Source organism: Micromonospora rhizosphaerae (genome assembly GCF_900091465.1).
Classification (GTDB): Bacteria; Actinomycetota; Actinomycetes; order Mycobacteriales; family Micromonosporaceae; genus Micromonospora; species Micromonospora rhizosphaerae.
The window spans coordinates 5,116,733-5,141,382 of the sequence record NZ_FMHV01000002.1 but is presented as its reverse complement, the minus strand read 5'-3'; the positions used below and the strand labels follow the sequence as shown (position 1 = coordinate 5,141,382).

The 24,650-nt window shown below is 69.4% G+C and carries 22 protein-coding genes; 16 read left to right on the top strand and 6 right to left on the bottom strand.

The genetic code is table 11. From position 1 onward, the window contains the following. Positions 1-324: 324 nt before the first annotated feature. Positions 325-1,080 (top strand): AfsR/SARP family transcriptional regulator, encoded by a 756-nt coding sequence (locus GA0070624_RS24210; protein WP_091344932.1) that lies wholly within the window; start codon positions 325-327, stop codon positions 1,078-1,080. A gap of 67 nt (positions 1,081-1,147) precedes the next feature. Here the strand turns inward: GA0070624_RS24210 and GA0070624_RS24205 are convergent, their stop codons facing one another. The 4 genes from GA0070624_RS24205 to GA0070624_RS24190 all read right to left on the bottom strand — a co-directional run bounded on the left by GA0070624_RS24205 (position 1,148) and on the right by GA0070624_RS24190 (position 9,038). Next, entirely contained in the window at positions 1,148-4,345 is a 3,198-nt protein-coding gene (locus GA0070624_RS24205) for an efflux RND transporter permease subunit (protein ID WP_091344930.1), read from the bottom strand. A 36-nt stretch (positions 4,346-4,381) separates the two neighbouring features. Then, on the bottom strand, positions 4,382-4,837 hold the full coding sequence (locus GA0070624_RS24200; RefSeq protein ID WP_218105278.1) for a hypothetical protein: 456 nt from the start codon (positions 4,835-4,837) through the stop codon (positions 4,382-4,384). 64 nt (positions 4,838-4,901) lie between these two features. Further along, positions 4,902-8,123, bottom strand: a complete 3,222-nt coding sequence (locus GA0070624_RS24195; RefSeq protein ID WP_091344926.1) for an efflux RND transporter permease subunit — start codon at positions 8,121-8,123, stop codon at positions 4,902-4,904. A gap of 408 nt (positions 8,124-8,531) precedes the next feature. After that, positions 8,532-9,038, bottom strand: coding sequence for a MarR family winged helix-turn-helix transcriptional regulator (locus GA0070624_RS24190; RefSeq protein ID WP_245718956.1), 507 nt, complete (start codon positions 9,036-9,038; stop codon positions 8,532-8,534). 154 nt (positions 9,039-9,192) lie between these two features. On the opposite strand from GA0070624_RS24190, the gene GA0070624_RS24185 reads away from it, so the two are divergent. The 3 genes from GA0070624_RS24185 to GA0070624_RS24175 all read left to right on the top strand — a co-directional run bounded on the left by GA0070624_RS24185 (position 9,193) and on the right by GA0070624_RS24175 (position 11,661). Beyond that, a complete protein-coding gene (locus tag GA0070624_RS24185) occupies positions 9,193-10,257 on the top strand; it encodes an alkene reductase (protein WP_091344922.1) in 1,065 nt (354 codons plus the stop codon). 108 nt (positions 10,258-10,365) lie between these two features. Next, positions 10,366-11,136, top strand: a complete 771-nt coding sequence (locus GA0070624_RS24180) for an SDR family NAD(P)-dependent oxidoreductase (RefSeq protein WP_091344920.1) — start codon at positions 10,366-10,368, stop codon at positions 11,134-11,136. 78 nt (positions 11,137-11,214) lie between these two features. Continuing rightward, positions 11,215-11,661, top strand: a complete 447-nt coding sequence (locus GA0070624_RS24175; RefSeq protein ID WP_176731847.1) for a nuclear transport factor 2 family protein — start codon at positions 11,215-11,217, stop codon at positions 11,659-11,661. A gap of 87 nt (positions 11,662-11,748) precedes the next feature. Here the strand turns inward: GA0070624_RS24175 and GA0070624_RS24170 are convergent, their stop codons facing one another. After that, positions 11,749-12,195 (bottom strand): phage holin family protein, encoded by a 447-nt coding sequence (locus GA0070624_RS24170; protein WP_091344915.1) that lies wholly within the window; start codon positions 12,193-12,195, stop codon positions 11,749-11,751. A 218-nt stretch (positions 12,196-12,413) separates the two neighbouring features. On the opposite strand from GA0070624_RS24170, the gene GA0070624_RS24165 reads away from it, so the two are divergent. Genes GA0070624_RS24165 through hypE form a run of 12 tightly spaced genes read left to right on the top strand, consistent with a single transcriptional unit; the run spans position 12,414 to position 22,355 of the window. Continuing rightward, the gene (locus tag GA0070624_RS24165) at positions 12,414-13,820 is read left to right on the top strand and encodes a hypothetical protein (RefSeq protein ID WP_091349690.1); all 1,407 of its coding nucleotides are present in this window, start codon (positions 12,414-12,416) and stop codon (positions 13,818-13,820) included. Next, positions 13,817-14,401, top strand: a complete 585-nt coding sequence (locus GA0070624_RS24160; RefSeq protein ID WP_091344913.1) for a hydrogenase maturation protease — start codon at positions 13,817-13,819, stop codon at positions 14,399-14,401. The genes GA0070624_RS24165 and GA0070624_RS24160 overlap by 4 nt, the downstream gene beginning before the upstream one ends. Next, complete coding sequence (locus GA0070624_RS24155) at positions 14,394-14,750, top strand: hydrogenase/urease maturation nickel metallochaperone HypA (RefSeq protein WP_091344911.1); 357 nt, start codon at positions 14,394-14,396, stop codon at positions 14,748-14,750. Before GA0070624_RS24160 ends, GA0070624_RS24155 begins: the two co-directional genes overlap by 8 nt. Further along, a complete protein-coding gene (locus tag GA0070624_RS24150; protein ID WP_091344910.1) occupies positions 14,750-15,289 on the top strand; it encodes a hemerythrin domain-containing protein in 540 nt (179 codons plus the stop codon). The genes GA0070624_RS24155 and GA0070624_RS24150 overlap by 1 nt, the downstream gene beginning before the upstream one ends. Beyond that, on the top strand, positions 15,286-16,410 hold the full coding sequence (locus GA0070624_RS24145; RefSeq protein ID WP_091344908.1) for an NADH-quinone oxidoreductase subunit B family protein: 1,125 nt from the start codon (positions 15,286-15,288) through the stop codon (positions 16,408-16,410). The genes GA0070624_RS24150 and GA0070624_RS24145 overlap by 4 nt, the downstream gene beginning before the upstream one ends. Then, positions 16,407-18,206: a nickel-dependent hydrogenase large subunit gene (locus tag GA0070624_RS24140; RefSeq protein ID WP_091344906.1), complete on the top strand. Its 1,800-nt coding sequence runs from the start codon at positions 16,407-16,409 to the stop codon at positions 18,204-18,206. The genes GA0070624_RS24145 and GA0070624_RS24140 overlap by 4 nt, the downstream gene beginning before the upstream one ends. After that, on the top strand, positions 18,199-18,804 hold the full coding sequence (locus GA0070624_RS24135; protein ID WP_091344905.1) for a NifU family protein: 606 nt from the start codon (positions 18,199-18,201) through the stop codon (positions 18,802-18,804). Before GA0070624_RS24140 ends, GA0070624_RS24135 begins: the two co-directional genes overlap by 8 nt. Then, positions 18,801-19,634, top strand: coding sequence for a DUF5947 family protein (locus GA0070624_RS24130; protein ID WP_176731846.1), 834 nt, complete (start codon positions 18,801-18,803; stop codon positions 19,632-19,634). Before GA0070624_RS24135 ends, GA0070624_RS24130 begins: the two co-directional genes overlap by 4 nt. Before the next feature lie 28 nt (positions 19,635-19,662). Then, positions 19,663-19,773 (top strand): DUF6893 family small protein, encoded by a 111-nt coding sequence (locus GA0070624_RS36940; protein WP_425413520.1) that lies wholly within the window; start codon positions 19,663-19,665, stop codon positions 19,771-19,773. Between the two features lie 22 nt (positions 19,774-19,795). Then, positions 19,796-20,068, top strand: a complete 273-nt coding sequence (locus GA0070624_RS24125; RefSeq protein ID WP_091344903.1) for a HypC/HybG/HupF family hydrogenase formation chaperone — start codon at positions 19,796-19,798, stop codon at positions 20,066-20,068. Positions 20,069-20,079: 11 nt separating this feature from the next. Beyond that, positions 20,080-21,207: a hydrogenase formation protein HypD gene (hypD, locus tag GA0070624_RS24120; protein WP_091344901.1), complete on the top strand. Its 1,128-nt coding sequence runs from the start codon at positions 20,080-20,082 to the stop codon at positions 21,205-21,207. Further along, entirely contained in the window at positions 21,204-22,355 is a 1,152-nt protein-coding gene (gene hypE / locus GA0070624_RS24115; RefSeq protein WP_091344900.1) for a hydrogenase expression/formation protein HypE, read from the top strand. The genes hypD and hypE overlap by 4 nt, the downstream gene beginning before the upstream one ends. 13 nt (positions 22,356-22,368) lie before the next feature. Here the strand turns inward: hypE and hypF are convergent, their stop codons facing one another. Further along, entirely contained in the window at positions 22,369-24,648 is a 2,280-nt protein-coding gene (hypF, locus tag GA0070624_RS24110; protein ID WP_176731845.1) for a carbamoyltransferase HypF, read from the bottom strand. Positions 24,649-24,650: the final 2 nt, after the last annotated feature.

Sequence of the window (24,650 nt, the reverse complement as noted above, 5' to 3'; positions counted from 1 at the left end):
ACCGGAAATCGAAATGGCCGAAGCGAACAACGTAAATGTCCGACCATTATTCGCTTTGCTTGGCTAATCCTGATTGAATTGGCGTCTAGTGTCCTAAACGGGACTTAAGGCTTGACAATCATACAACGATTCTGTTATAGCCTATTTAGGTGCGTTCGGGCGTCTTAGTGCACGGTTGGCGGTTGTGGCCGGTACCGGTGGAATATGAAGAAGATTGGGAGAATCGGCCGATCAACCGGATCATCACGAGCAGCGACGCCCTGGATCCGAGACCCTGCGCAGTGACGCGGAGGAGGTGCACTCGCAGCACGGGGGGAGGGGGTTGTGGAGTTCCGGCTCTTGGGGGCAGTGGAGGTATGGGCGGGAGATCAACAAGTCGATCTCGGGCCGCGCCAACAGCGGCTTGTGCTTGCGATCCTGGCGTTGAACGTGAATCAGCTTGTGCCGCTCGACCGCCTGGTTGACCTGACGTGGCCCGACTCGCCGCCACAGACCGCTCGTCATGCGATCCACGTGCGCGTCTCGCAGCTCCGCACCGTCCTGGCGATGGCCGGAGCGGATCGGGATGACGTGAAGATCAACACTCGTGGTCCGACGTACGTCCTGCGAGCCGACCCGATGAGTGTGGACGCGCACCGCTTCCGCGCTCTCCTCACGGCGGCTCGTCTTGAGACGAACGACCTGGAGAGGGTCTCGATGTTGCGGCGTGCGCTCGACCTGTGGCACGGACCTCCGTTGGCCGACGTGGCGACGCCGCGAGTCGAGGATCTGTGCCGGGGGCTGGAGGAAGCGCGGTTGACGGCCATGGAGGAGTGGTTGGACGCGCAGTTGCGGCTCGGCCGGCACGAGGCGGTCCTCGACGAACTCGCCGAGTACGCCGGCCAGTATCCGTACCGCCAGCGCCTGCTCGCGCAGCTCATGCTGGCCCTGTACCGCGCCGGCCGCGCCGCCGACGCGCTGGTCGCCTACCGGCTCGCGCGGAGCCGGCTCGTCAACGAACTCGGACTCGACCCATCGCCGCAGTTGCAGAAGCTGGAGAGAGCGATACTTCGCGGCGATCCCAAGCTTGACCTGCCATGACCCAACGGCCTGTAGGACGCGCCGGCGACGAGGCCGGCGCGTCGTGGTTGGGATGAGCGTCCGCGAGTCAGGCATGGGAGCTTCCGGTCCGCCGGGCCGCCGGCCACACCCGCGTGGGAAGCGGAAGTCGGCGGGGCGTGGACGAATCCCGGTGTCGGCCGAAGCCCAGATAGAGGGACGGGAGGACGAACAGGTTCAGCAGCGTCGAGGTGACCAGGCCACCCAGAATCACCACCGCCATCGGGTGTTCTATCTCGTGACCGGGCAGGCTGCCCTCGATGGCCAGGGGAACGAGGGCGAGCCCGGTCGCCAACGAGGTCATGAGGATCGGTGAGAGTCGCTCCTTCGCGCCACGGATGACGAGATTTCGGCCGAAGCTTTCCCCTTCCTCCCGCTCGAGATACTGGAAATGGTTGATCATGAGAATGCCGTTGCGGGCGGCGATGCCGAGCACGGTGAAGAATCCCACGAGCGAGCCGAGCGAAAGAATGCCGCCACCGACGTATGCCGCGAGGATCCCGCCAACCAGAGCCATGGGCAGCGTGAGGAGGACGAGGAACGACAGCCGCCAGCTGTTGAAGGCGGTGGTCAGCAGGAAGAGGATCCCGATCACCGCGACGCCGGCGAAGAGCCGCAGCCGGTCCTGCGCGGACGTCGCCTCCTTGTACTCACCGAGCAGTTGAGGGTGGTAGCCGGGCGGGAAGTCCACCGTCGCCAGTCGGCGCTGAACCTCGGCCGCGACGTCACCCAGGGCCTTCCCCGCGGCCACGTTGGCACCCACGTTGATGTACCGCGACCCGTTCTCCCGCAGGATCTGGTTGGGTGTGGGCACCATCTTGACCTCGGCGAGTTCACCCACGGGGACCTTGCTCCCGTCCGCCGCGTCCATCAGGAGGTTACGGACGCTCTCGATGCTGTACCGGGCGCTCGGCACGCTCCACACGTGCACCTCGGTGTTCTTGCCGTTTCGCCAGATGTCGCCCGCCTCCTCGCTGGCGATGAACGTGGCCGCCGTTCGGCGTACGTCGCCGGGCTTGATCCCGTACCGTGCCGCCTTGGCCAGGTCGACCTGGACATCCACCTGAGGAACCGGGGTCTGCAGCGTCACGTGTTCGTCGATGATGCCGTCGATCCCGGCGATGAGGTCCTTGACCTCGTTGGCCTTGTTGCGAAGCACGTCGAGGTCGTCGCCGACGATGCGGACGATGATGGCATCGCTGGAGCCGGTGAGCACCTCCTTCGTGCGCTCCTTCAGGTAGGTCTGCACATCGCGCTGCAGGCCGGGGTAGCCGTCGACCACCTTCTGTACGGCGTCATGGGTCTTGTCGTAGTCGACCTTCGGGTCGATGCTGATCCAGTTCTCGGTGAAGTTCATGCCGACGACCTCGTCGGCCAACGTGCCCTGCCCGATGTGGGCGCCGAAGTTCCGGACCCCTGGGATCGCCCTGAGCTCCCTGCTGACCTGTTCCGTGATGCGGACACTCTCTTCACGCGAGGTGCCGGGCTGGGTCACCCAGTGCATGAGGAAGTCCCGCTCCTTGAATGCGGGGAACAGGTTCTGCCCCAGCATCGGTACCACCATGACGCCGGCCGCCAGCACCAGCACGACGGTCCCGTAGGCGACGGCGGGACGCGGAATGATGCGGGCCAGCGCGGCGGTGTAGCCACGCTGGAGCCAGCGCACCACGGGCGATTCCCGCCGCTCGATCGGTGACCGGGCCAGCAGCATCAGGGCGAGGGCCGGGATGACCGTCAGGGCCACCAGCAGCGAGGCCAGGATGGCCAGCCCGTAGGCGAACGCCATGGGCCGGAAGAACGAGCCGGTGAGCCCGGTGAGCAGGAAGATCGGGACCGTGCTGACCAGGATGATCATCGTGGCCTGGACGATGGGACCACGAACCTCCACCGACGCGTCGAGGATGATGGCGGCGGACGACTTCGGGCTGCCCGCTCGTCGGTGTTGGCGGATGCGGCGCACGATGTTCTCGACGTCGATGATGGCGTCGTCGACGAGCACGCCGAGGGCGATCACGAGCCCTGCCAGGATCATGGTATTTATGGTGGCCCCGGTCCAGTGCAGGACGAGTCCCGCCGCGACGAGGGAGAGCGGGATCGAAATGGCGCTGATCAGCGCGACCCGCCACTCGAACAGGAAGAGCACCAGGATCAGGACCACCAGGATGAATCCGATGACCATCGCCCGACCGAGGTTCTCGACCGAGGTCTCGATGAAGGTCGCCGGCCGGAAGATCTCGGTATCCACGTCGAGGCCCTGCATGCCGGGCGCCATCTCCTTCAGCGCGGCCTCGACCCCGCGGGTCACCTCGAGAGTGTTGCCCCAGGGCAGCTTCTCGACGATGAGCATGAGGCCGGGGCCGTCGTTGATGACCGCGTCCCCCGTGAGCAGGGACGGCGGCATGATGTCATCCGTGATGTAGGCGACGTCCTTCAGGTAGACCGGCTTGGCGCCCTTCGGCACCTCGATGGGGATCTCGGCCAGTTGCTGTCCGGTCAGGGCGGGCAACTGGTGCTGCACCTGGAGCCGATGGTTGGGGGTGTCGACCCATCCGCCGGTGCCGATCTCGAACCCGCCGTTGAACTTCAGCTGACCCACGTCCACCGCGTCGCCAGCGGCCTCCATGACCTGGGCCAGCGTGACGTTGTGCTTCTTCATGAGCTCGGGATCGACGAGGGCCTGCTTGACGTGCCACCGATCGCCCCAGATGGCCACGTTCGCCACCCCGGGTACGCGCATCAGGCGGGGCCGGACCGTCCAGTACGCCTGCAGCGCCATGTCGACGTGGGCCGCGTCGGACTTGTCCGCCTGGGATATTCCGATCTTCATGACCCGGCTGGTCGACGACAGCGGTTGGATCATGAAGGGGGAGTTGGCCCAGCGCGGCAGTCTGGGAGTGATGGCGGTCAGGCGCTCCTGGATCAGCAGGCGGGCCGCCATCAGGTCGGTCCCGGGCTTGAAGATCAGGAGAATCGACGAGAGCTGGGAGACCGACTTGGAGCGCATGACGTCCAGGCCCTCGATTCCGGTGAGGCCCTGCTCCAGCGGGACGGAGACAAGCTCCTCGACGTCCTGCGCGGACAGTCCGATGCAGATCGTCTGTATCTCCACCCGGGGCGGCGCGAACTCGGGGAACGCGTCGACGGGCATGTCGCGAATCTGCAGGACGCCGAAGAACATCAACATCGAGGCCCCGACAACCACGAGGAACCGGAGCTTCAGACTCGTTCCAATGATCCAACGCATCATGGTGTGGGGTCCCTACCCTCGTACCGACTTGATGGACTACTTGCCGACCCCGAGCTCAGCGCCCCAGAGTTCGATCACGCCCGTCGTCACGATCGACGTCCCCGCCGGCGGTGCCTGCGAAAGGAACGCATCCGTCCCGCGCGCCCCGCCCACGGTCGCGACCACGACCTTCTCGCGGACATAGGTCAAGGGCTGGGGAACCGTGTAGACCCAGGTCACGCCGTTCGGGTCGTAGAGCACCGCCGAGTAGGGCACCACGATCGCCGGGCCGCCCGGGGACGCGCTCGGCCCACCCGGCGCTGCGGTCTGCGCCGCGCCGATGGTGACCGTCGCGATACCGACCCGGCGCGCCGCCTGCTCGGTCAACGTCACCTTCTTGACATCCTTGCCCGAGATCGCTTCGACCTTGGCAGGGCTGTCCTTGTGGCCCGACGGGTTCGAGGCGGGCGTCGTGCAGGCTGCCGCGGCCAGCGTGATCAGAATCGCTGCCATCCACCGACCACCGTGTCGCATGTGGTCGCCTCCCTGTCTGCGCATGGGACTCTCCTGATTCCGATCAGGCCGGAGCCGGGGTTGAAGGTGTTTCCTTGCCCGCCGTACCGGGCCGTGGCCTGGGCGCGGGTAGCGATGTGGCCGCGGGCTCGGACGTGGGCCCCGATCGAGACCGGACGGCGAACCGCAGATACAGGACGGGCAGGACGAGCAGGTTCAGCAGTGCCGTCGTGACCAGGCCACCAAGGATGATCAGGGCGAGCGGGCTCACGATCTCGAGGCCGGCGACGCTGCCGTAGATCACCATGGGAACCAGAGCCAGCCCGGCGGCCAGCATGCCCGTCACGGCCGGGATGAACTGCTGCCGTGACCCGAGCTCGACCAGTCCGGCACCGTGCGGGTGCCCTTCCTCCGCCAGTCGCTGGTACCGCCTGATCTGCAGCATGCCGCCCCGAACGGCCAAGGCCAGCACAGTGAGCAGCCCCAGCAGCGCGACCACCGAGACTGCCGACCGGTCGATGGCCGCCAGCAGCAGCCCGCCCGCCAGTGCCGTCGGCAGGAGCAGGAAGTACAGCGACGCCACCCGCCAGCTAGCGAAGCCGGCCTGGAGCAGGAAGAAGATCAGGATCACGGCGCCGATCACGACGGTCCAGACCCGGAAGTCGGAACTTGCCTTTGCCTGGGCCTCTCCGAGCACCTCCAGGTGGTGCTCACGGGGGAAGGTCACCTGCGCGAGCCGGTCCTTGACCTCGCTCGTGACGGCACCCAGACCACGCCCGCGCACGTTCGCGACGACGTCCATGCTGCGGGACACCTGGTCGTGTGTGATGACCTCCGGCTTCGCCACGATCCTTACGTCGGCAACATCGGCCAGGCGCACCTGGGTCGGGCCGCCACCGGGGCCACCCACCGGCGCGTCGATCAGCAGGTTCTGGATGGTGGACATGTTCTGGCGCACCGCGGGGACGCCCCACACGACGACCTCGAACACCTTCTGGTCGTCGAAGAGGTTGCCCGCGACCGTGGACGAGACGAGGGTGGCGGCCGCCCGGCGCACGTCGCCCGGCTTCAGGCCGTACTTCGCAGCCTTGGCCACGGAGACCTCGATCTCCACCGTCGGCGCGACCTCCGCGCTCCGTACCCGTGGCTCGGTGACGCCGTCGACGGCGGAGATGATGCCGAGGACCTCCTGGGCCTTCTCGTTGAGAACCGCATAGTCGTTGCCGTAGATGCGCACGATGAGGTCCTCCGTCGCACCACGGGTCACCACTTCGCGGACTCGCTTGTCCGAGTAGGTGATCACGTCGCTCTGCACCCCCGGGTAGCCGTCCACCACCCGCTGAACGGCGGTCAGGGTTCGGCCGTAGTCGGCCGCCGGGTCGATGCTGAGCCACACCTCTCCCGAGTTCATGTTGACGACCTGGTCCGACGCCAGCGCCCGCCCGGTGTGGGCGCCGACGTTGCGTACTCCTCGGACGGCCCGCAACTCGCCACTGAGGGCGCCCGTGATCCGGTTCATCTCCGGTCGCGACGTGCCGGGCGGTGCCTCCCAGGTGATCAGCAGGTCCCGCTCCTGAAGCGTCGGCGACAGCGGCCGCGAACCGAGGAACGGCAGGGCGGCCAGGCCCGCCACGACGAGGAGGCCGACCAGGGCATAGGACCAGACGGGCCGGCGGAGCAGCCGGGGCAGCAGCCCGGCGTACGCCCGCTCCAGCGCTCGGGCGAGCGGCGACTGGCCGTGCTGCAGCGACGACCGGGAGAGCAGGAGCGTGGCCAGCACGGGGGCGACCGTCAGCGCGACCACCAGTGAGACCACCGTGGCGGCCAGGAAGCCCTGGGCGACCGGGGTGAGGAAAGCGCCGCGCACCCCGTCGAGGATGAAGAGGGGCACGACCGAGACCGCGGCGATGACGGCGGCGACGAAGAGCGGGCCGCGTGCCTCGAGGATGGCTGCCCGGATGGTGTCGGGGACGGGCTCCTCCACGCCATCCTCGCGGCGCTGCCGCAGCCGTTGCCTGACGTTGTCGACGGCGACCACCGCGTCGTCCACGACGATGGCGAGGGCCATCACCAGCCCCGCCAGGGACATCATGTTGAGGGCCACGCCGAACCAGGAGAGCACGAGCAGCGTCACCGCCACGGAGGACGCGATGGTCAGCAGGCTGACCAGCGCGGTGCGCCAGCTGAACAGGAAGGCGCCGAGCACCAGCAGCAGGAGGATGGCGCCGAGGATCAGCGTGGCGGTGAGGTTGTCCACCATCTTCTCGATGAAGGTGGCCGGCCGGTACACCGTCGTGTCGATCTGGACGTTCGGCATGGCGGGCTGCAACTCGTCGAGTGCGGCCTCCACGTCCCGGGTCACGTCCGCGACCTTGGCGCCCGGGAACCTCTCCACCACGAGCATGAGGCTCGGGGCGTCCTTGACGACCGCGTCGCCGATGAGGAGCTGGTGGTCCTCGACGATCTGGGTGACGTCGCCCAGCAGCACCCCGCGGTCCTCGGCCCCCTGAACGGTGACCTTGCCAAGATCCGCGGCGGTCTTGATCGGCTGGTTGTGCTGGATCTCGATCCGCTGGTTGGCGGTGTCGATGAAACCGCCGAGTCCGGGGGTCGAGGCCTCCACAAAGGTCAGCGGCGAGACCCAAAGTGCATTCGCCGACGTGCGCAGCACCTGGTCCAGCGTGACGCCGTGCTGCATCAGCTTGGCGGGATCGACCTGCACCTGCAGTTGCCGGTCACGGAACCCCCAGATGGAAACGTTGGCCACGCCGGGGACGCTCAGCAGGCGGGGCACGATCGTCCAGCGCGACAGCAGCGACATGTCGATCAGTGAGCGATCCTGGGACGAGAGACCGATCATCATGAGCCGACTGGTCGACGAGAGGGGCTGCACCACCAGCGGCGGCCGCGACGACGCGGCCGGCAGCATGGCGACCATGGTCAGCCGCTCCTGCACCACCTGCCTGGCCCGGATCGGGTCGGTGCCCGGCTCGAACGTCATCTCCATGGACGACAATCCCGGCAGCGTGCGGGACTCGAGCTTGGCCAACCACGGGATCCCGTTGAAGAACTCGTTCTCCATCGGGTTGGTGATCAGATTCTCCACCTCTTCGGCGGAGAGTCCTAGCGCCTCGACCTGCACGTCCACCCGCACCGGCCCGAACTCGGGCAGGGCCTCGACGGACGTGTTGCGAAGCTGTACGAAGCCGACGGCCATCAGCGCGACGGCGATGGCGAGTACCAGTCGTTGATATTTGACACTCGACCCGACGATCCACCGCATCATGGCCCGAGACCTCTCCGTCGGAATTCATCGGCCAGGGCCAAGATTGACGGCACGCGCTCACGATCGGCTCACGCTCCGCTCACACCTGGCTCACACCCGGCGCACACCGGTTGCGGCATGAGTTGCGGCGTGGCACATGGAGCTGCCGTGGCTCCGGCGTCTGTCGACGCCGACCGGCGGATCGCCAAGATCGTCTACGAGTCGACGAACAGCGGACAGATGAAGCCCGGCGTGCAGGATGTTACGGCTAAGAGAGACCAATAGGCGTCATTTGCGGCGTCGGGTGGTCCACTCCAGCACCGGACCCGCGGCGCGGTGCTCAGTACGCGCCGCCTTCCGGGCGCTGCAAGTCAGCCAGAGATTTGGGAACGGTGATGTCGGCCGTGCCGCGGATAGTGATGGCGTCGATCAGGACGGCGGGGCCTCGCCGGGCTGGCGCTCCTGCGCCGCGTCGCCCGGGGTGGCCGTCCGTTCGAAAGCCTTGGCCAGCATGGCGAGGTCGAGGCCTTGCAGATGGTCGAGGAAGTTGCGGCGTATGCTCGCGAGGTTGGTCGGCCAGGCCCGTTCCAGGCGGGCGAAGCCAGCGTCGGTGAGGACGGCGTACGAGACCCTGGCGTCGTTCTCGCTCCTGACGCGCCGGACGAGGCCCTCGCTCTCCAGGTGGGCGGCGAGACGGGACATCCCGCTCAGTGACAGCTCGCAGGCGGTTGCGAGTTCGCTCATGCGCATTCGTCGTTCCGGCGCCTCGGACAGGTGCATGAGCGCGTCGTAGTCAATGAGCGGCAGATGCTGCTCCTGCCGCATGTCCAGGTCGATGGCACGCGGCAGGGCGTGCATGATCCGGCCCAGCGCGCGGACGACGGCTTCTTCGACGGGGGTGAGCGGCTGGAGGCGCTCGTCTGCGGAGTCGTTCACATCACCCATGTTACTTCCTTGACGAAGGAATTAATTCGGGCCATGGTTGCTTGACCTAGCAATCATATCGCTCCGTCGGAGTTCCGCTCATGCAGCAGGCCCGTCGGACCCTCGGGGCGGACAGCCGCCGGATCTCCCAGAGAGTCGAACAACCATGATCGATGCCTTCAGCCCGATCGAGCTGGGAAGCGTGAAGCTCGCCAACCGCTTCGCCGTCGCCCCGATGACCCGCAACCGCGTGGCAGCCGACGGCACCGCGACGCCACAGGTGGCGGAGTACTACCGCCAGCGGGCGTCCGCCGGCCTCATCGTGACCGAGGCCATCTACCCCAGCACGCAGGCACGGTCGTTCCCCGGCACCCCGTTGCTGACCAACGAAGAGCAGGCGGCTTCCTGGCGGCAGGTGACGGACGCGGCGCACGAGGCCGGCGCGGTGATCTACGCCCAGCTGATGCACGGCGGGCGCGTCTTCAGTCCCGACAACGACCTCGTGCCGCTGGCACCCTCCGCGGTGCGTACGCCCGAGCAGATCTACACCCCGAGCGGGATGAGGGACATGCCGGTGCCCCGCGCCATGACCGAGGAGGACATCCAGACCACCATCGACGACTTCGTCCACGCGGCCCGCCTGGCCATCGCCGCCGGCTTCGACGGTGTGGAACTGCACGGCGCCAACGGCTTCCTGATCCAGCAGTTCTTCTGCTCGAAGGCCAATGTCCGCACCGACCGCTGGGGCGGCCCGGCCGAGAACAGGATCCGCTTCGCGGTGGCGGTCGTCGAGGCGGTCGCCAAGGAGATCGGCGCGGAGCGCACGGCGCTGCGGGTCTCGCCGGCCTCGCCGGTGATGGGCATCGAGGAGGCGGACACCGAAGCGCTCTACCGGGCACTCTTCGCGGCTCTGGCGCCGCTCGGCCTGGCCTTCGTCGACATGCGGGAGTGGCCGGGACGGCGACGCCTGACCGAGGAGCTGCGCGCCCTGTGGCCCGGCAAGCTGGTCCTCAATCCGCACGCGGAGGACGCGCCGCGCCCGCCGCACGAGGAGGCCCGCGACGCCCTGGACTCCGGCGTCGCCGATGTCGTCGCCTTCGCCACCGCCTTCCTGGCCAACCCCGACCTGCCGCGGCGCATCGCGCAGGCCGGCCCCTACAACGAGCCGGACCCGGCCACGTTCTACGGCGGCGCCACCGGCTACACGGACTACCCCTTCCTGGAGGGCTGACCTCGCCCCCTGGACGGCGACCGTCCGCTCACCGGCACATCACGCATCTCCGGCCCGCCGGCCCTCCCGGCGCGCCGGGCCGGAAACACCGAAGAAAGGAAGAGAACCATGCGAGGACTGCAGGGCAAGGTGGCCATCATCGCGGGTGCCGCGGCAGGGAACATCGGCGGCGCGACCGCGATCCGTCTGGCGGAGGAAGGCATGAAGGTCGTGGCGGCCGACCTCAACGAGGCCAACGCCACGGCAGTCGCCGACGCGATCACCGCGGCCGGGGGTACGGCGGTGGCCAAGGGCTTCGACATCACGGACGAGCTGTCGTACAAGGAGCTGATCGACTTCACGGTGGAGCGCTTCGGCGGCCTCCACGGCCTGTACAACGTGGCCGCCGACCTCTCCGCGCGCACCCTTGGCAGGGACGGCGACGTCACCTCCGTCCCGCTGGACGTCTGGGACCACACCATCGCCGTCACCCTGACCGGCTACATGTACGGCATCCGCCACGCCCTGCCGATCATGATGGGCCAGGGCACCGGATCGATCGTGAACACCATGTCCAGCGCGGTGTGGATGGGCGAGGACGTACGCGTCGCCTACCAGGCCGCCAAGAGCGGGCTGGTAGGGCTCACCCGACACACCGCGACGGTCGGCGGCAAGCGCGGCGTCCGCGCCAACCTGGTCTCGCCCGGCGTGATCCTCACCGGGGCCGCCCTTGCGTCGACCGACGAGAAGTTCCGCGAGGAGATCCTGGCCACCGTACGGTCGCCGCGCCTGGGCGTACCGGAGGACCTCGCCGGAACCGTGGCGTTCCTCTTCTCCGACGACGGCGCCTATGTCAACGGCCAGTCCTTCCTCGTCGACGGCGGGGCCAACTTCACCTGATCCCGAGGCCGGAACGCCTCACCTCTGGCGGCGTTCCGGCCCGGACCTTCCATGCGCACACGACACAGGAGCCATGCAATGAGTGACGAACACCAGGTGCAACAGGTGCTTGCCCGCTACGCCCGAGCGGTCAACCGCCGGGACGGAGCGGCGCTGGCGATGCTCTTCGACGTTGACGGCAGAGTCGACATCGGCTGGGACAACGCCGGCACGCTGGAGACCCTCATCACGCTGACTGGACATCAGGAAATCGCGGATGCCGTGGCGAACAAGAAGTTCCCGCCCGGGGCCCGGGGCCGCGCGCTGATCCACGGCCACATCATCGAGGTCAATGGTGACCGCGCGAGCCTGGAGGCACTCTTCGAGGAGTTCGTCGTCCGGCCAGGCGACGAATTCAGGCCTGGACGTTCGACGATCGAGGAGAGTGGGGAATACCGCTCGACACTTCGCCGCAACGACGGACAGTGGAAGCTCGTCCACCATCAAGTCGTCCTGGACACCGATCCGCGCCGAGCACGCGGTTAGGCCGCAGAGCAGTGGCTCGCACTAAAGTGATCAGACTGAAGCGGCCGACCAGGGCATCAACCTAGGCTCTCGGAATGCCGGACGTCGTCAGCGCCGGAATTCGTCCCGAGCGGCGGAGGAACCGGCGGGCACCACCCGGCCCGCGGTGGTCGAGACGGCATCGCGGACCTCGTCAGCCAGTCGTGCGGAGCTTCCGCCCGCCGAACGCAGCCGGTCCAGGCCCAGGCCGCCGAGGTACGCGGCAGCGGCCAGGTACCCGGCGGTCAGCCCCGCCGCCGCCAGCCGTCTCGGCAGGAACGCCTCCAGCATGCGCAGCACGGTCGTCGAGGCCGCCCCGACACCCAGAACTGCGCACCCTCCGGCAGCGACCAGGAGCACGAAGCCGAGCCCGGCGGGGCGAGCGGCGTCCGCCAACTGCGTCCGCACCGCCCGTACCTCCTCGCGCACCACCTCGGCCACGTCCTCCGCCAGGCGCTCGGCGGGACTGGTTGTCCGTCCGCGACCTCCCGGCTGATCAGCGGCGGCGTCGCCCATCGGGGCCTCCCTCGGCTCGTTTCGGCCTGCCTGCGTACCCCCGGAACGCCGGGGACATGCGGGGACGTCCACCGGCCCGGCCAGGTTCCACCGGTGCGGTGAGTGCGGTCGTCACCTACCGACGATGCGCACTTACGGCCGAGCTGCCGGATTGGCTAGACCAGGGTGACCGCGTGCCGGAGCGGGTTTCTACGTGCCTGTGGAGGGGGTTGAGCACCGTGCAGACGGACTGCCCCAGCGCCCGCATCGACGGCGCCGAGACGATCGCGGAGGCGATCCTGTACGAGGGTTACCTGCTCTACCCCTACCGGCGGTCTTCCGTGAAAAACCGCGTCCGCTGGCAGTTCGGTGTCCTCGTGCCCCCGGCCTGGGGGGAGGCACACGGCCTGGTCGACAGCGGTCTGGCCGGCTCGGCCGAGTCCCCGTGGCAGCAGACCGAATGCCTGGTGGAAGCGCCGGACACGGCGAGCGTTCGGATCCGGTTGCGGTTCCTGCACCTGCAACGCAAGGTGGCGGAGCTACGTACGGCCGACGCGGTGTACCGGCCGGTCGACCGGGTCGAGGTCGGTGGCCGTACGGAGTTCAGCTTCGACGAGGCGGTGCCGCGGGAGTTCGACATCGAGGCTCCGGTCGCCGACCTGCGGCATGGCCGCCGCCTTGACATCCGGGTGCCCGGCGGGGAGGACGTCGAGCCGTTGGTCGACGACCGCGGCGAGCCGGTCGGGCGGGTGGTGCGCCGGCGATGGCCGTTGCTCGCATCGGTCACCGTCTCCGCCGTCCCGTGCCAGGCGCCCTTCCGGTTGCTGCGGCTCCGAATCCGCGTCGAGAACACGGATCGGACGACTCCGGTGGACAGCCCGCGGGACGAGGCGCTGCGGTGCTGCCTGCTCGCGACGCACACGCTGGCCACCGTCAGCCGGGGGCGCTTCCTGTCCCTGCTCGACCCGCCCGAATGGGCGGCGCACGCGACGCGGGAGTGCCGCAACGTGCACACATTCCCGGTGCTGGCCGGCGACCCGGGCACCGCTGACGTCCTGCTCTCGTCACCCATCATCCTGTACGACCATCCGCGGATCGCGCCGGAGAGCCCGGGCGACCTGCACGACGCGACCGAGATCGACGAGATCCTCTCGCTGCGTACGCTCACGCTCTCCGACGCCGAGAAACGGGAGGCCCGGGCCACCGATCCCCGGGCTGCCGCCATCCTCGATCGGGTCGATGCGATGCCGCCCGAGGTGCTCGAACGGTTGCACGGCGCCATTCGGGCCGTGGAGCCGGTCCAGCGAAAGGGGGAGGCCGCCACCGATCCGGCACGGCCCTGGTGGGGCGCCGATGCGGGGATCGGGCCGGAAATGGAGAGCGTCCTCGTCGCGGGCACCCTGCTGTCGCGGGGTAGCCGGGTCCGGTTACGACCGCGTCGGCGGGGCACCGACGCGCACGACATGTTTCTGGAGGGCCGTACCGGCCGGGTGGAGCAGGTGCTGCTCGACGTCGACGGATCGCGGTTCCTGGCCGTGACGGTGGACGACGACCCGGGCGCGGACCTGCACCAGTGGTACGGACGCCTGCGTCACTTCCGCCCGGAGGAGGTCGAGCCGTTGGCCGAAGAGGTGGAGGCGCCGTGAGGAGCGACGGCAGCGGCCGGATCCTGGTCGCCGGCATCGGCAACATCTTCCTCGGCGACGACGCCTTCGGGGTCGAGGTCGTCCGGCGCCTCCGGGACGCCGTCCTGCCGGCCCGGGTGGATGTGTCCGATTACGGCATCCGGGGGATGCATCTGGCCTACGATCTGCTGGACGGCCGCCACGACGTGCTGGTCATGGTGGACGCGTTGCCGCTGGACGAGCCGCCCGGGACGTTGGCCGTGCTCCAGGTGGACCTCGACGACCCCGGCTGGACGCTGCGGCCGGCTGACGTGCTGGACGCACCGGCCGCCGACGCGCACGGCATGGATCCGGAGTCGGTACTACGCCTGCTGTGCGGCCTCGGCGGCCGGGTCGGGCGCGTCCTCGTGGTGGGCTGCCGTCCCGCCAGCACCGAGGAGCACATGGGGCTGTCGGCTCCCGTCGCCGCCGCGATCGACGAGGCGGTCCGGATGGTGTCCGGGATCGTACGGGAGGAAGCCGCGCGGCTCGACACCGCGGGGGAGCGGCAGGAGACACGCCCGCAGACGGCGGCTGACAGGGAGGTGACCACGCATGCATGAGACAGGTCTGTCCGAGGCGATCGTGGCGGCGGCGGTGCGCAGGGCCGCCGGTCGCCGGGTCACCGGATTACGGGTGCGGATCGGTGGCCACTCGGTCGACTCCACCGTCATCACGCAGGGCATCCAGGTGGCCGCGGCCGGCACGGTCGCCGCGGGCGCCGCCGTCGATCTGGTGCTCGAACCGATGACGGTGGCCTGCCACGACTGCGGCCGCAGCGCGCCCGTCGACGACCACCTCGCGATGGTGGCCTGCCCGCGGTGCGGGAGCGTCGACATCGACGTCACCGGCAGCGAAGACGTCGTCCTGGAGTCGATAACCGTGGACGTCGACGTACGAGAGCCGGCCTGATGGACGCCGTCGAGTTGCTGGAGCATGACCACCGCGTGGTCGAGCAGCTCTTCCGGGACTACCACGCGGCGGCGTCCGACGCCCAGCGACGCGCCGTTGTCGAGATCCTCGTTCGCGAGTTGTCCAAGCACGCCGCGCTCGAGGAGCTGCTCTTCTACCCGTTCGCGGCAAAGGTGTTGGACGACGGACAGGTCGAGGGGCACCTCGCGGGGCATGCGCCCATCAAGGAGCTGCTGCTTGACCTGGACCGGTGCGGAGCCGGCGATCCGGCGCAGAACGACCTGATGGAACGGCTCGCTTCCGCCGTCGCCCGGCACGTGCGGAACGACGAGGACCAGCTCATGCCCTGCCTGCGCCAGCAGGCCGACGAGCAGGCGCTACGCGAACTGGGGCACGAGATCGATCAGGGCAAACAGCGGGCTCCCACGCGCCCGCACCCGCACGCGCCGGACAAGCCTCCGGCGCTGGCCCTCGCGGCGCCGGTGGCCGCCATCTACGACCGGCTCCGGGACCGGATGGAAGGGAGGCCGCGCACATGACGCAGGGCGTTCGTGAGCCGCGCGCGGTGCTGCCGCGGGAGCACGGGTTCGACGAGGTCACCATCCTCTGGATCTCGGAGGGGATGAGCTGCGACGGGGATTCCGTCTCGATGACCGCCTCCGGCCAGCCCGGGATCGAGGACATCGTGCTCGGACTCGTCCCCGGGCTGCCGAAGGTCAACCTGCACAACAAGGTGCTGGCGCCCGCGGCCGGTGGCGAGGAGTTCCTGGCGCCGTACCGCAGGGCGGCCCGTGGCGAGATGACCGAGCCGTTCATCCTCGTCATCGAGGGCTCGATCCCGAACGAGAACATCAACGGCGACGGATACTGGACGTCGTTCGGCAACGACGAGCGCACCGGCGAGCCGCTGACCCTGAACTGGTGGATCGACCGGTTGGCGCCCAAGGCCTGGGCGGTCGTCGCCGCCGGCACCTGCGCGACGTACGGCGGCATCCACGCCATGGCGGGCAACCCGACGGGCTGCATGGGCCTGGCCGACTATCTCGGCTGGGACTTCCGGTCCACGGGCGGACTGCCGATCGTCAACGTCCCCGGCTGCCCGATCCAGCCGGAGAACTTCATGGAGACCCTGACCTGGGTGCTCTACCACGCGGCCGGGTCGGCGCCGCCACCGCCGCTGGACCATCTCCTGCGACCGCAGTGGCTGTTCGGCAAGACCGTGCACGAGGGCTGCGACCGGGCCGCCTACTACGAGCAGGCCGACTTCGCCAAGGACTACAACTCGCCCAAGTGCCAGGTGAAGATCGGCTGCTGGGGACCGGTCATCAACTGCAACGTCCCGAAGCGCGGCTGGATGGGCGGCGTGGGCGGGTGCCCCAACGTCGGCGGCATCTGCATCGGCTGCACCATGCCGGGGTTCCCCGACAAGTTCATGCCGTTCATGGACATGCCGCCCGGCGGCAGCCTGTCCACGTTGCTCATCAAGCCGTACGGCGCGGTCATCCGCCGCCTGCGCGGCCTCACCAACGCCACCGCCAACCGGGAACCGAAGTGGCACCACAACGGCCCGGAGCTCACCAGCGGCTACAACCCCCGCTGGCGCCCGTACGGCCCGGCGGACCCCCGACGACAGGCAGCCCGTGAGAGGAACCGACCGTGACAGCGACAAAAGCGAAGCCGGCCGCCGGCAAGAAGCCCGGCGAGCTGGTGGAGATGGCGTGGGATCCGATCACCCGGATCATCGGCAATCTCGGCGTCTACACGAAGATCGACTTCGCGAACCGGGTGGTCGCCGAGTGCCACACCACGTCGTCGCTGTTCCGCGGCTACTCCGTGTTCATGAAGGGCAAGGATCCGCGCGACGCCGGCTTCATCACCAGCCGGATCTGCGGCATCTGCGGCGACAACCACACCACCTGCTCCGTCTACGCGCAGAACATGGCGTACGGCATCAAGACGCCGCCGCTGGCCGAGTGGATCATCAATCTCGGCGAGGCCGCGGAGTACATGTTCGACCACACGCTCTTCCAGGACAATCTCGTCTTCGTCGACTTCTGTGAGGCGATGGTCAAGCAGACCAACCCGAGCGTCCTCGCCCGGGCCGAGAACACCGAGGCGCCCGGTCGGGACATTCACGGCTACCGGACGATCGCCGACATCATGCGGGCCTACAACCCGTTCGAGGGCGCGGTCTACCGGGAGGCGCTGAAGGTCAGCCGGATCACCCGGGAGATGTTCTGCATGATGGAGGGCCGGCACGTGCACCCGTCGACGGTGTACCCGGGTGGGGTCGGCACCATGCCCGAGCCGACGCTCTTCACCGACTACCTCAGCCGGCTGATCCGCATCCTGGACTTCGTCAAGCAGGCCATCGCGATGAACGACGACGTCTTCAACTTCTGGTACGAGGCCCTGCCCGGCTACGAGGAGGTCGGCCGCCGCCGGGTCCTGCTCGGCTGCTGGGGCGCGTTCCAGAACCCCGATGTGGTGGACTACCGCTACGAGCACATGACCAACTGGGGACGCGCGATGCACGTCAGTCCCGGCATCGTCGTCGACGGCAAGCTGCTCACCACGGACCTCGTCGACATCAACCTCGGCATCCGCATCCTGCTCGGCAGCTCCTACTACAAGGACTGGGTGGGTGAGGAGGAGCCGTTCGTCAACTACGACCCGCTCGGCAACCCGGTCGACATCCGCCACCCCTGGAACCAGACGACGCTGCCGGACCCGCAGAAGCGCGACTTCGGCGACAAGTACAGCTGGGTGATGAGCCCGCGCTGGTTCGACAAGACCAGCGGGGAGCACCTCGCGCTGGACACCGGCGGTGGCCCTTTCGCCCGGCTCTACGTCACCGCCCTGGCCAAGCTGGTGGAGACGCCGTACGTCAAGTCGACCGGGCACAGCGTGCTGATCTCCCTGCCGAAGAGCGATCGGCTGCCGGCGACGACCCTCGAATGGAAGATCCCGCGGTGGTCGAACGCCCTGGAGCGGGACCGCGCCCGGGCCTACTTCATCGCGTACGCGGCGGCGATGTCGCTGTACTTCCTGGAGCGGGCGATGGAGCGGATGCGCGGCGGCGACATGCGGGTCTTCGCCGAGTTCGATGTGCCGGACGAGGCCATCGGCTGCGGCTTCCACGAGGCGGTGCGGGGCACCCTGTCGCACCACATCGTGATCAGGGACAGGAAGATCGCCAACTACCATCCGTACCCGCCGACGCCGTGGAACGCCAGCCCCCGCGACAGCTTCGGCACGCCGGGGCCGTACGAGGACGCGATCCAGAACACCCCCATCTTCGAGGAGAACGGGCCGGACACCTTCAAGGGCGTCGACATCATGCGAGCGGTCCGCAGCTTCGACCCCTGCCTGCCGTGCGGCGTGCACATGTACGTCGGCGGCGGCCGTACCCTCAAAAAGATCCACTCGCCGATGTTCGGCGCCTCCCATGGCTGAGCCGGATGTCCGACGCCTCGACGACGCGGCCGTCGAGCCTCGCCTGGCCCGGCTGGACGACGTGCTCGGCCAGCTGGAGCGGATCCCCGGCCGCACCGCGGAGCTGGCGATGGAGGCCGTCGAGACCCTGACCGAGGTGTACGGGGAGGCGCTGGCCCGCGTCGCCGATCTCGCCGCCGGCAGCCCCCGCCTGCTCGACGGGCTCACCGGGGACGAGTTGCTGCGGCACCTCCTGCTGCTGCATTGCATCCATCCCGATCCGGCCGAGCGGCGGGTCGCCCGGGCGCTCGACGACCTGCGGGCCCAGCTGCGCTCCCAGGGAGCCGAGGCCGAGCTGGTGGAGGTGCGGGACGTGGTGGCGAGGATCAGCGTGTCGTCGCGCTCCTGCGGCGGCTGCGGCACGGCGCTGCACGACCTGATCCGGGAGCAGGTGCTGACGGTTGCACCGGAGCTGTCCGGCGTCCATGTGGTCGCCCCGGAGCCGGCTCCGGCGCTGATCCCGGTCACCGCAGTGCGGCGCCGGCCCGACGCCGACGATGGCGCGATGCGTGCCGCTCAGGGGTCCGCGCAGCCGCTTGCCAGAGGCGGCGCCGGATGACGGCGGGCGCGCTGCGGCGGACGATCCGTCGCGCGGCGGAACGCGCCGCCCGGGTCGAGTGCTGCGGATTGTGCGCCGGCGCGGTCGGTCCGGAGCACCGGCACCTGCTGGACGAGCAGGACGGCACCCTGATGTGCGCCTGCACGCCGTGCTCGCTGCTCTTCGACCGCGACGCGGCGGGTGGCGTCCGGTACCGGCTCGTCCCCACCCACCGGACCCGGCTGGCGGAGGTCCCGGTCGAGCCGCTGAACGTGCCGGTCGGCCTGGCGTTCTTCGTCAAGCAGGGCAACGGCCGAGTGGTGGCACACTATCCCGGCCCGCTCGGGACGACCCAGTCGGAGGTCACCGCTTCCGCCTGGCGCAGCGTCGAGGCGCGCTCGCCGGCGCTGTCCGAGCTGAGACCGCTGGTCGAGGGGTTTCTGATCTGGACCGGCTACCGGTCCGGCCGCGATCAGCACTGGATTGTGCCGGTCGAGGACTGTTACCGGCTCGTGGCGGTGATCCGGCAGAACTGGGGCGGGCTGTCGGGGGGAAGCAACGTGTGGCGGGAGATCGCCCGGTTCTTCGACGACCTCGGCCGGCGAGTGGCCGATCCACGGATGACCTTTGAGGAAGGAGGAGCAGGGATGGGTGAGATCCGGGTGGGCAAACCGGATGTCGAGCTCGACGCCCCGGCCCACACCAAGGGTGTGGAGGAGGGTAACTCGGTGCGGAGGAGGCAGGCGGGCCACCACGCCGACGGGACGGTGGACGCCCGCCGTTCGACGGGCATCCAGCCGAAGAAGCACGACCCGATCCTGCCGATCATGCCGAACCTGCCGCCCGGCTGAGCGTCGGTGGGACCCGAGGAGGTGAGCGATGCGGAGACAGTGGAGGCTGCTGGCCGGGCTGGCCGGGGCGATTGCCGTCTCGGTGTTCTGGAAGGAACTACCCGCGCTGCGGCGCTACATCAAGATCGAAAGAATGTGAGCCTGGAAGGCCGGACGAGCCGATGTGTCTAGGTATCCCGGGCGAGATCGTGGAGATCAAGGCCGGCCACGACGATCTCGCCGTCGTCGCCGTCGTGGGCGTTCGGCGCGCTATCAACATCGGCCTGCTCGGTGCGGACCAGGTGGGCATCGGCGACTGGGTGCTCGTCCACGTCGGGTTCGCCATGTCCAAGATCGATGAAGCCGAGGCGGCCGCCACATTGGCGATGCTGGAAGGCCTCGGACAGGCGTACACCGACGAGTTGCAGGCGCTCGCCGAATCCGACATCAGCTAGGGGGTGACCAGATGCGTTTCGTCGACGAGTACCGCGACGCGGACAAGGCTCAGGCGTTGGCCACCCAGATCGCCGCGTTGTGCGAGCCGGGGCGGCAGTACAAGTTCATGGAGGTCTGCGGCGGGCACACGCACACCATCTACAAGCACGGGCTGGAGGACTACCTGCCGGAGAACGTCTCGCTCGTGCACGGGCCGGGCTGCCCGGTCTGCGTGATCCCGATGGGCCGGGTGGACGACGCCATCGCCATCGCCAACGAGCCGGGCGTCATCATGACGGCGTTCGGCGACATGATGCGGGTCCCGGGCGGGAACGGCTCGTTCCTGGACGCCAAGGCGGCCGGTGCGGACATCCGGATGGTGTACTCCCCGCTGGACGCCCTGAAAATCGCGCGGAGCAACCCGGACCGCAAGGTCGTCTTCATGGCGATCGGGTTCGAGACCACCTCGCCGTCGACCGCGATGACCGTGCTGCGGGCGGCCGCCGAAGGGGTCGACAACTTCTCGGTCTTCTGCAACCACGTCACCATCCTTCCGGCGATCAAGGCGATCCTCGACTCACCGGACCTGCGTCTCGACGGCTTCCTGGGGCCCGGGCACGTCTCCACCGTCATCGGCTGCCGGCCGTACGAGTTCATCGCCCGCGACTACGGCAAGCCGCTGGTGTGTGCCGGGTTCGAGCCGCTGGATCTCCTGCAGTCGGTCTTCATGCTGCTGAAGCAGCTTGCCGACGGCCGCTGCGAGGTGGAGAACCAGTACACCCGGGTGGTGCCCTGGGACGGCAACCTGCGGGCGCTGGAGGCGATCGGCCAGGTCATGCAGCTGCGGCCGTACTTCGAGTGGCGCGGCCTCGGCTTCATCTCGCACTCCGCGCTGCGGATGCGGGACGAGTACGCGGCGTACGACGCCGAGCGGCTCTTCGACGTACCCGGGGTGCGCGTGGCGGACCCGAAGGCCTGCCAGTGTGGCGAGGTGCTCAAGGGTGTGCTCAAGCCCTGGGAGTGCAAGGTGTTCGGCACCGCATGTACGCCGGAGACGCCCATCGGCACGTGCATGGTGTCGTCGGAGGGCGCGTGCGCGGCCTACTACAACTTCGGCCGCTTCAGTCGGCAGCGATTGGTGGAGGCGGCGCGGATATGACGACCGAACGCACCGCCGAATGGGCCGAGCGCGCGGTGGCCGAGGCCGAGGCGACGACAGATCGGGAAACCGGGCGGCTGTCGCCGGAGCAGCAGGTGCTGGAGCGCATCGAACGGGCCCGCCGGCGCGCGCCGAAGATCAGGGAGAGCCGGGTCACGCTCGCCCACGGCGCGGGCGGGAAGGCGACGCACACCCTGGTCGAAGGGCTGTTCGTCGAGGCGTTCCGCAACCCGACACTGGAGGCGCTCGACGACGGCGCGGTGCTCTCGGTGGGAGGCGGCCGGCTGGCCTTCACCACCGACTCGTACGTGGTGTCGCCGCTGTTCTTCCGCGGTGGGGACATCGGCGATCTCGCCGTCAACGGCACGGTCAACGACCTCGCGGTCAGCGGAGCCCGTCCGTTGTACCTGGCGGCCGGGTTCATCCTCGAGGAGGGCTTTCCCGTCGCCGACCTGCAGCGGATCGCCACCTCGATGGCCCGCGCGGCGGAGTGCGCCGGCGTACAGGTGGTCACCGGGGACACGAAGGTGGTGCAGCGGGGCAAGGCCGACGGCTGCTACATCAACACGGCGGGGGTCGGGGTGCTGGAGCGGCCGGTGACGCTGGGCACCTCGCGCATCCGCCCGGGCGACGCGGTCATCGTCTCCGGGCCGATCGGCGATCACGGCGTCACGATCATGCTCGCCCGCGGCGAGCTGGACCTCGAAGCCGACCTCGCCTCGGACACCGCGGCGCTGCACGGTCTGGTGAGCGCCCTGCTGGACGCGGCTCCCGGGGTACGGCTGCTGCGCGACGCCACCCGGGGCGGGGTGGCCACCATCCTCAACGAGGTGGCGCAGGCGGCGCGGGTCGCGGTCGTCGTCGACGAGGCCGCGGTGCCGGTGCGTCCCGCCGTGACCGGCGCCTGCGAACTGCTCGGCATCGACCCGCTCTACGTGGCCTGCGAGGGACGCTTCGTCGCCGTGGTGGACGGCGCGCAGGCGGAGGCCGCCCTGGCGGCGCTGCGCGGTCAACCGCTCGGCGACGGCGCGGCGATCATCGGCCGGGTTACCGCCGACCCGCCCGGGATGGTGCTGCTCCACACGGCGTTCGGCGGCACGCGGGTCGTGGACATGCTGGTCGGGGATCCGCTGCCCCGCATCTGCTGACCGCGGTCCGGCGTCAGGTGGCGGGAACGGCTCGGGCCGCGGCCACCGCGGCCTGGCCGAGAGAGATGCCGCCGTCGTTGGGCGGCACCCGCGAGTGCACGAGCACCCGGAAGCCGTCCTCCTCCAGCCCGCACACCACCTGATGGAGCAGCAGCACGTTCTGGAAGACGCCGCCGGAGAGCGCGACGGTGGCCAGACCCGTGCTGTCCCGCACCGATGCCGCCGCCCGTACCACGGCGTCCGCCAGGCCGTGGTGGAAACGCGCGGCGATCCGGCCGGGGTCCACCTTGGCGAGCAGGTCGTCGACCACGCACCGGACCAGCCCGCGTCCGATGTCCAGGAGCGGGACCGGTCCGGTCACCTCGATCCGGTAGCCGCCGCGCTCGTCGGGATGGGCCCGCTGCTCCAGGGTGATCGCGGCCTGCCCCTCGTACGTGATGCGGTCGCGCAGGCCGAGGATCGCCGAGACGGCGTCGAACAGCCGGCCCGCGCTCGAGGTACGCGGCGAGTTCGTCCCGCTCCGCGCCAGGGCCACCACCGCGGGCCACCGCCGCTCGTGCCGCCGCACCAGCTCCAGGTCGGGCACGGCGTCGCCGTAGATCTCGTCGAGGTAGGCCGCCGCCATCCGCCACGGCTCGCGTACCGCCGCGACCCCGCCCGGCATCGGCACCGCGCCCAGGTGGCCGACCCGCTCGAACCCGGCCAGGTCCGCGACGAGCAGCTCACCTCCCCAGAGGGTGCCGTCCGGGCCGAACCCGAGACCGTCGAAGGCGACGCCGATCACCGGGCCGCGTTCGCCGTTGTCGGCCAGGCAGGACGCGATGTGGGCGTGGTGGTGCTGCACGCCGACCAGTTCGACGTCGTCGCGCTGCAGGGCGTACTTCGTCGACAGGTACTCGGGATGCAGGTCATGGGCGACGACCTCCGGTCGGACGTCGAAGAGCCGGGTGAAGTGCTGGATCCCGTCGGTGAAGGCGCGCAACGTCTCGTAGTTCTCCAGGTCGCCGATGTGGTGCGACACGAACGCCCGCCGGCCCTTCGCCACGCAGAACGTGTTCTTCAACTCCGCGCCGCACGCCAGCACCGGCCGGTCGAACCGCCACGGCACCGTCACCGGCGCGGGCACGTAACCACGGGACCGCCGCACCGGCAGCTCACGATCCCGGAACACGCGCACCACCGAGTCGTCGGTCCGGACGTGGATGCGCCGGTCGTGCATCAGGAAACCGTCGGCGATCCGGGCCAGCCGCTGCCGGGCGTCGTCGTCCCGGTGGGCGATCGGTTCGTCGGAGACATTGCCGCTGGTCAGCACGATCGGCATGCCGAGCCGCGCGAGCAGCAGGTGGTGCAGCGGCGTGTACGGCAACATGACGCCCAGGTCGCGGTTGCCCGGCGCCACCGACGGGGCGACCGGGGCGTCGGCGCGGCGTGGCAGCAGCACGATGGGACGGCGGGCGCCGGTGAGCACCGGCACGGCCGCCGGCAGCACGTCGACCAGGGCGCGTGCCGCCCGGAGGTCGGCGGCCATCACGGCGAACGGTTTCTCCTCGCGGTGCTTGCGGGCGCGCAGCGTCGAAACGGCCCGTTCGTCGTCGGCCCGGGCGGCCAGGTGGTAGCCGCCCAGGCCCTTGACCGCGACGATCCGGCCGTTCCGCAGCCACCGAACGGCGCTGTCCACGGGATCGCCGGAAATCGGGTCGCCGTCGGCGTCGACGAGCCGCAGGGCGGGTCCGCACAGCGGGCAGCACACCGGCTCGGCGTGGAAGCGGCGGTCTCCCGGGTCTGCGTACTCGGCGGCGCAGCCGGCGCAGAGCGGAAACTCGGCCATCGTGGTGGTGCCGCGGTCGTACGGAACGTCCTCGACGATGGTGAACCGCGGGCCGCAGTTGGTGCAGTTCGTGAACGGGTAGCCGTGGCGCCGGTCCGTCGGATCGGAGAGCTCCGCCAGGCAGTCCGGGCAGGTGGCGGTGTCCGGGGAGATCAATGCCTCCCGGCCGGCGCCGGTGACGCTGGTGACGATGGTGAAGCCGGGCTGCCCCGTCGGCGGGAGCGCTTCGGTGGTGATCCGCTCCACCTGGGCGAGCGTCGGTGCCCGGCGGCTGAGGTCCGTCACGAAGGCGGCCAGGTGGTCCCCGTCCCCTTCGACCTCGACGAAGACGCCGGCCGTGTCGTTGCCGACGAACCCGGCCAGGTTGTACTCCGTGGCCAGCGCGTGCACGAACGGCCGGAAGCCGACCCCCTGCACGATGCCCTCGACGCGGACGTGCACCCGCCCCACGCTGGCCAGACCCATGG

What these genes read in the sequence shown, in the direction of transcription:
- GA0070624_RS36940 (WP_425413520.1), top strand. Translation starts at nt 19,663, where the DNA reads ATGCGGAGACAGTGGAGGCTGCTGGCCGGGCTGGCCGGGGCGATTGCC.
- GA0070624_RS24205 (WP_091344930.1), bottom strand. Translation starts at nt 4,345, where the DNA reads ATGATGCGTTGGATCATTGGAACGAGTCTGAAGCTCCGGTTCCTCGTG.
- GA0070624_RS24150 (WP_091344910.1), top strand. Translation starts at nt 14,750, where the DNA reads ATGGACGCCGTCGAGTTGCTGGAGCATGACCACCGCGTGGTCGAGCAG.
- hypD (WP_091344901.1), top strand. Translation starts at nt 20,080, where the DNA reads ATGCGTTTCGTCGACGAGTACCGCGACGCGGACAAGGCTCAGGCGTTG.
- GA0070624_RS24195 (WP_091344926.1), bottom strand. Translation starts at nt 8,123, where the DNA reads ATGATGCGGTGGATCGTCGGGTCGAGTGTCAAATATCAACGACTGGTA.
- GA0070624_RS24175 (WP_176731847.1), top strand. Translation starts at nt 11,215, where the DNA reads ATGAGTGACGAACACCAGGTGCAACAGGTGCTTGCCCGCTACGCCCGA.
- GA0070624_RS24200 (WP_218105278.1), bottom strand. Translation starts at nt 4,837, where the DNA reads ATGGCAGCGATTCTGATCACGCTGGCCGCGGCAGCCTGCACGACGCCC.
- GA0070624_RS24180 (WP_091344920.1), top strand. Translation starts at nt 10,366, where the DNA reads ATGCGAGGACTGCAGGGCAAGGTGGCCATCATCGCGGGTGCCGCGGCA.
- GA0070624_RS24155 (WP_091344911.1), top strand. Translation starts at nt 14,394, where the DNA reads ATGCATGAGACAGGTCTGTCCGAGGCGATCGTGGCGGCGGCGGTGCGC.
- hypE (WP_091344900.1), top strand. Translation starts at nt 21,204, where the DNA reads ATGACGACCGAACGCACCGCCGAATGGGCCGAGCGCGCGGTGGCCGAG.
- GA0070624_RS24135 (WP_091344905.1), top strand. Translation starts at nt 18,199, where the DNA reads ATGGCTGAGCCGGATGTCCGACGCCTCGACGACGCGGCCGTCGAGCCT.
- GA0070624_RS24125 (WP_091344903.1), top strand. Translation starts at nt 19,796, where the DNA reads ATGTGTCTAGGTATCCCGGGCGAGATCGTGGAGATCAAGGCCGGCCAC.
- GA0070624_RS24130 (WP_176731846.1), top strand. Translation starts at nt 18,801, where the DNA reads ATGACGGCGGGCGCGCTGCGGCGGACGATCCGTCGCGCGGCGGAACGC.
- hypF (WP_176731845.1), bottom strand. Translation starts at nt 24,648, where the DNA reads ATGGGTCTGGCCAGCGTGGGGCGGGTGCACGTCCGCGTCGAGGGCATC.
- GA0070624_RS24170 (WP_091344915.1), bottom strand. Translation starts at nt 12,195, where the DNA reads ATGGGCGACGCCGCCGCTGATCAGCCGGGAGGTCGCGGACGGACAACC.
- GA0070624_RS24145 (WP_091344908.1), top strand. Translation starts at nt 15,286, where the DNA reads ATGACGCAGGGCGTTCGTGAGCCGCGCGCGGTGCTGCCGCGGGAGCAC.
- GA0070624_RS24185 (WP_091344922.1), top strand. Translation starts at nt 9,193, where the DNA reads ATGATCGATGCCTTCAGCCCGATCGAGCTGGGAAGCGTGAAGCTCGCC.